Below are 5,532 nucleotides of genomic sequence, written 5' to 3' on the forward strand. Positions count from 1 at the left end.
CCTTGTCGCGGCCCGACGAAGGGCCATTTTTTTGCTGCGGACGGACGGGCTCATGATATAAGCCGCCGCCCGCGGCATCGCGGCCGGACTTGATGCTATCAAAGCGGGCGTGGCGGAACTGGTAGACGCGCTGGATTTAGGTTCCAGTGACGAAAGTTGTGGGGGTTCGAGTCCCTCCGCCCGCACCAAGCGCTCTCAGCGTTTGCATTAGGGATTGCTGGAGGGCCTTGTTTTCCCGTTGATGGGAGATCGGGGCCGCCGAACATCGGCGCAAGGCCTCTCGGCTACGCGCCGCCAATAGAGACACACATCACGCGCCGGCCGTTAGGCCGGACGAAAGCAAAGAAGATTGGACGCCATGCAGGTCACCGAAACTCTCTCGCAGGGATTGAAGCACGAATTCCAGATCAGCGTTCCCGCAGCGGATCTCGATGCCAAGGCGGGTGCCCGACTGGTGGATATGAAGGACAAGGTCCGTCTCAATGGCTTTCGCCCGGGCAAGGTGCCGGTGAGCCATCTGAAGAAGGTCTATGGCCGCTCGGTGATGGCCGAGACCATCGATCAGACCGTCCGCGACGCCAACACGCAGATTTTCACCGAACGCGGCTTTCGGCTGGCGGCCGAACCGAAGATCACCATGCCGACGGAAGAAAAAGAGGTCGAGCAGCTCCTCGCCGGCAAGTCGGATCTGACCTACACCGTGTCGATCGAGGTTGTGCCATCGATTGTGCTCGCCGACTTCAAGAGTTTTTCCGTCGAAAAGCCGGTCGCCGAGGTCACCGATACCGATGTCGACGAGGCGATCAAGCGGATCGCCGACCAGAGCCGCGGCTACGCGGCAAAGGGCGAGGGTGCCGACGAAAGTGCCAAGGCGGAAGCCGGCGACCGCGTCACCATCAATTTCAAGGGCACCATCGACGGCACGCCGTTCGAGGGCGGCGCCGGCGAGAACATCCAGGTCACCATCGGTTCGAATACCTTCATCCCCGGCTTTGAGGACCAGCTGATCGGGATCGCAGCCGGCGAGACCCGTACCCTGAAACTGTCGTTCCCGAAGAATTATGCCAGCGAGAAGCTCGCCGGCCAGGCGGCCGAGTTCGAGACCACCGCGACCGCGGTCGAGGCGCCGCAGCCGGTCGAAATCAACGACGAGTTTGCCAAGACGCTTGGGCTCGAATCGCTCGACAAGTTGAAACAGGCCGCCCGCGAGCGACTGACCGCGGAGTACGCCGGTGCCACCCGGCAGCGCGTCAAGCGCGCGCTGCTCGATCGTCTCGACGAGACCCACCGCTTTGAGGCGCCGCCGTCGCTGGTCGAGGACGAATTCAACCTGATGTGGAACTCGATCAAGGCCGAGATGGACAGTAGCGGCAAGACCTTTGCCGATGAGAACACCACAGAAGAGGCGGCCCAGCAGGAATACCGCACCATCGCGGACCGGCGAGTGAGACTCGGGCTCGTGCTGTCGGAGATCGGGGAAAAGAACAAGATCACGGTGACCGACGACGAGGTCGGCCGCGCCGTGATCGAGCGCGCGCGCTCGATGCCGGGACGCGAGAAGGAAGTCTGGGACTACTACCGCAACAACGCCAATGCGCTGGCTCAGCTGCGGGCGCCGATCTTCGAGGACAAGGTGATCGACTTCATTCTCGAACTTGCCAACGTCACCGAGAAGAAGGTTACTCGCGAAGAACTGTACAGGGAAGACGAGGAGAAGAGCCCTGCCTGATTCGATCAGGCAGTCATTCATGGTGAACGGCGAAAGCGGGCTGGCGGCCGCTGTCTGGCGCTTGCGAATCGCTGCCGACCCGGTCCACCAACGAGGCGTTCGCCCGGTCTTGTCGCTGGGAAAATGCTCCATATCTGTTGGGACTGTCGATGAAGTCCTGCATCACGGGGCGTCCGTCTGCGACCGGTAATTCGCGCAGAAGTTCGTCCTGCCGACCTTCTAGACCAACCCTCTAGACCAACACTCTAGATTAACCCTTGGGGTGACTAATGCGCGATCCCGTTGAAACCTATATGAACCTCGTGCCGATGGTCGTCGAGCAGACCAACCGCGGTGAACGCGCCTACGATATCTTCTCGCGCCTTTTGAAAGAGCGCATCATCTTCGTGACCGGTCCCGTCGAGGATGGCATGTCGACGCTCGTCGTCGCGCAGCTTCTGTTCCTGGAAGCCGACAATCCGAAGAAGGAAATCGCGATGTACATCAACTCGCCGGGCGGCGTGGTGACATCGGGGCTGGCGATCTACGATACCATGCAGTTCATCCGTCCCGCGGTGTCGACGCTGTGCACGGGGCAGGCGGCCTCGATGGGTTCGCTGTTGCTGGCTGCCGGTCATAAGGACATGCGCTTCTCGCTGCCGAACTCCCGCATCATGGTGCATCAGCCGTCCGGCGGCTTCCAGGGTCAGGCGACCGACATCATGCTGCACGCCCAGGAAATCCTGAACCTGAAGAAGCGGCTCAACGAGATCTACGTCAAGCACACGGGCCAGACCTACAAAGCGATCGAGGATGCGTTGGAACGCGACAAATTCCTCACGGCCGAGATGGCCCGCGACTTCGGGATCGTCGACAAGGTGATCGAGAAGCGGGCCGAGGATCCGGCTCCCATGGGGAAAGCTCCGTAGTTTTACGGTCGGCCGGCGGTTTGCCCCGCTCTTGAGGCGTTTTGGCCTATGTTCCGGCTTCGTGCTGGCGGTGTGGCGTGGCAAAGGCGCAACGCCGGGGGATTTCGCCAGTTTTTCTTCGTGCCAATGCCGCAAATCACGGTATTGTCACGGAGCCGGTTGCGGGGCAGGTTAGTGAATTCTTGATAGTCGGGTGTCAGCATGGTTGGCTATAGGTGATCGGAAGTGGTCGCGGGAGATTCCAACAAAGCCGTGATCCGCACGGCATGTCAGGCGTAGGGTCTTTTTTGGTACGGAATTTGCTCTATCTGTTTGTTCTCAAGTCGGTTGAGCACCGGAATGGGTCGGTAGAGCAAATGAGGTCGGACGGCGGACGGAGACAAGAATGAGTAAGGTCGGCGCAAGCGACTCCAAGAATACGCTGTATTGCTCGTTCTGTGGCAAGAGCCAGCATGAAGTTCGCAAATTGATTGCAGGACCAACTGTTTTCATCTGTGACGAGTGCGTTGAGCTCTGCATGGACATCATCCGCGAGGAGAACAAGTCCTCGCTGGTCAAGTCACGGGACGGCATTCCGACTCCGAAGGAAATCTGCAAGGTCCTCGACGACTATGTGATCGGCCAGAGCCACGCCAAGAAGGTGCTTTCGGTTGCGGTGCACAACCACTACAAGCGCCTCAATCATCAGACCAAGCACAACGACGTCGAGCTCGCGAAGTCGAACATCCTGCTGATCGGTCCGACCGGGTCGGGCAAGACGTTGCTGGCGCAAACGCTGGCGCGGATTCTCGACGTGCCGTTCACGATGGCCGACGCCACGACCTTGACCGAGGCCGGCTACGTCGGCGAGGACGTCGAGAACATCATCCTGAAGCTGCTGCAGTCGGCCGACTACAATGTCGAGCGCGCACAGCGCGGCATCGTCTATATCGACGAGATCGACAAGATCAGCCGCAAGTCGGACAACCCCTCGATCACCCGCGACGTGTCGGGTGAGGGCGTGCAGCAGGCGCTGTTGAAGATCATGGAAGGCACGGTCGCTTCGGTGCCGCCGCAAGGTGGCCGCAAGCATCCGCAGCAGGAGTTTCTGCAGGTCGACACCACCAACATTCTCTTCATCTGCGGTGGTGCGTTCTCGGGCCTGGAAAAGATCATCTCGGCGCGCGGGCGTTCGACCTCGATCGGTTTCGCCGCCCAGGTGCTGGCGCCGGAAGACCGCCGAACCGGCGAGATCTTCCGTCATGTCGAGCCTGAAGACCTCCTGAAATACGGCTTGATCCCGGAGTTCGTCGGCCGCCTGCCGGTGGTCGCGACGCTGGAAGATCTCGACGAGGCCTCGCTGAAGAAGATTCTGACCGATCCGAAGAACGCGCTGGTGAAGCAGTATCAGCGCCTGTTCGAAATGGAGAACATCGAACTCACCTTCGCCGACGAGGCTCTTGGCGCAGTCGCCCGCAGGGCGATCGAGCGCAAGACCGGCGCGCGCGGACTGCGTTCGATCCTCGAAAGCATCTTGCTCGAGACCATGTTCGACCTCCCGGGCCTGGAAGGCGTGGAGGAAGTGGTGATCTCGCGCGAAGTGGTCGAGGGCACGGCGCGCCCGCTCTACATCTACGCGGATCGTTCCGATCGCGCGGTTGAAAGCAGCGCCAGCGCATAAATCGCGCTCGCCTGGCCTTCGGAGCGGCGTTTACTGAGAGGGCTGCGGAGCAGATTTCCGCGGCCCCGATTGCGTAGCCAGCGTCGCGTTTAGCCGCAAATTGCGGGCGTTTTCCAACACTTGACTCCCCCCAGGTCGATAGCCACCTAATGCTGTCGGCGAAAATAATTGCTTCTTTAGATTCGCCTCAACTACGATCCGGAAAAGCCGGGCTAGGCTTAAGGCTCAAGCAAAGTTCGGATCACACCGGCACCTTGTGGCGGTCGCGCGAAACGGCGGGCTGCGTGCAAGGGGGCACAACAAAAGGAACAGGCCATGACGACTCCGAAACCCCGGCCGACCATTGTCTACGGCGAAACCCATTCCTACCCGGTGTTGCCGTTGCGCGACATCGTCGTCTTCCCGCACAACATCGTGCCGCTGTTCGTGGGTCGTGAGAAATCGATCCGCGCGCTCGAAGAGGTGATGAAGAACGACGCACTCGTCATGCTGGCGACGCAGAAGAACGCGTCCGATGACGATCCGGCACCCGACGCAATTTACGAAACCGGCACGCTTGCCAGCGTCCTGCAACTGCTCAAATTGCCCGACGGCACCGTGAAGGTGCTGGTGGAAGGGCTTGAGCGCGCCCGCGTGCAGAAATACACCGATCGCTCGGAATATTATGAGGCGACGGCGATCGCGCTCGCCGATACCGACGCCAAATCGGTCGAGGCGGAAGCCTTGGCGCGCTCCGTCGTCTCCGACTTCGAAAGCTACGTGAAGCTGAACAAGAAGATCTCCGCCGAGGTCGTCGGCGTGGTTCAGGCGATCACCGACTTCGGCAAGCTCGGCGATACCGTTGCCTCGCATCTCGCCGTGAAGATCGCCGACCGCCAGGGCATCCTGGAGACGCTGTCGGTTACCCAGCGCCTGGAAAAGGTGCTTGGCCTGATGGAGAGCGAGATTTCGGTGCTGCAGGTCGAAAAGCGCATCCGCTCGCGGGTCAAGCGCCAGATGGAGAAGACCCAGCGCGAATATTACCTCAACGAGCAGATGAAGGCGATCCAGAAAGAGCTGGGTGACGAGGAAGGCCGCGACGAACTCGCGGATATCGAGGAGAAGATCTCCAAGACCAAGCTCTCCAAGGAAGCGCGCGAGAAGGCGCAGCATGAACTGAAGAAGCTGCGCCAGATGTCGCCGATGTCCGCCGAGGCGACGGTCGTGCGCAACTACCTGGATTGGCTGCTGTCGAT

The 5,532-nt window shown here is 60.6% G+C and carries 4 protein-coding genes and 1 tRNA gene; all 5 read left to right on the forward strand.

Annotated features, from left to right (window positions below; translation table 11 throughout):
• The first annotated feature begins 103 nt into the window (after window positions 1-103).
• Window positions 104-188 (forward strand) — tRNA-Leu (locus WCB02_RS40295).
• A gap of 170 nt (window positions 189-358) precedes the next feature.
• Window positions 359-1,729, forward strand: a complete 1,371-nt coding sequence (gene tig / locus WCB02_RS40300) for a trigger factor (RefSeq protein ID WP_423968168.1) — start codon at window positions 359-361, stop codon at window positions 1,727-1,729.
• A gap of 269 nt (window positions 1,730-1,998) precedes the next feature.
• The gene (locus WCB02_RS40305; protein WP_423968170.1) at window positions 1,999-2,637 is read left to right on the forward strand and encodes an ATP-dependent Clp protease proteolytic subunit; all 639 of its coding nucleotides are present in this window, start codon (window positions 1,999-2,001) and stop codon (window positions 2,635-2,637) included.
• Between the two features lie 385 nt (window positions 2,638-3,022).
• On the forward strand, window positions 3,023-4,297 hold the full coding sequence (clpX, locus tag WCB02_RS40310) for an ATP-dependent Clp protease ATP-binding subunit ClpX (protein ID WP_423968172.1): 1,275 nt from the start codon (window positions 3,023-3,025) through the stop codon (window positions 4,295-4,297).
• Between the two features lie 315 nt (window positions 4,298-4,612).
• The coding region (locus tag WCB02_RS40315; RefSeq protein ID WP_423968174.1) for an LON peptidase substrate-binding domain-containing protein at window positions 4,613-5,532 on the forward strand (920 nt) is incomplete at its 3' end.

Origin of the sequence: Bradyrhizobium sp. (assembly GCF_049581145.1) — a bacterium.
GTDB lineage: Bacteria > Pseudomonadota > Alphaproteobacteria > Rhizobiales > Xanthobacteraceae > Bradyrhizobium.

What these genes read in the sequence shown, in the direction of transcription:
- tig (WP_423968168.1), top strand. Translation starts at nt 359, where the DNA reads ATGCAGGTCACCGAAACTCTCTCGCAGGGATTGAAGCACGAATTCCAG.
- WCB02_RS40305 (WP_423968170.1), top strand. Translation starts at nt 1,999, where the DNA reads ATGCGCGATCCCGTTGAAACCTATATGAACCTCGTGCCGATGGTCGTC.
- clpX (WP_423968172.1), top strand. Translation starts at nt 3,023, where the DNA reads ATGAGTAAGGTCGGCGCAAGCGACTCCAAGAATACGCTGTATTGCTCG.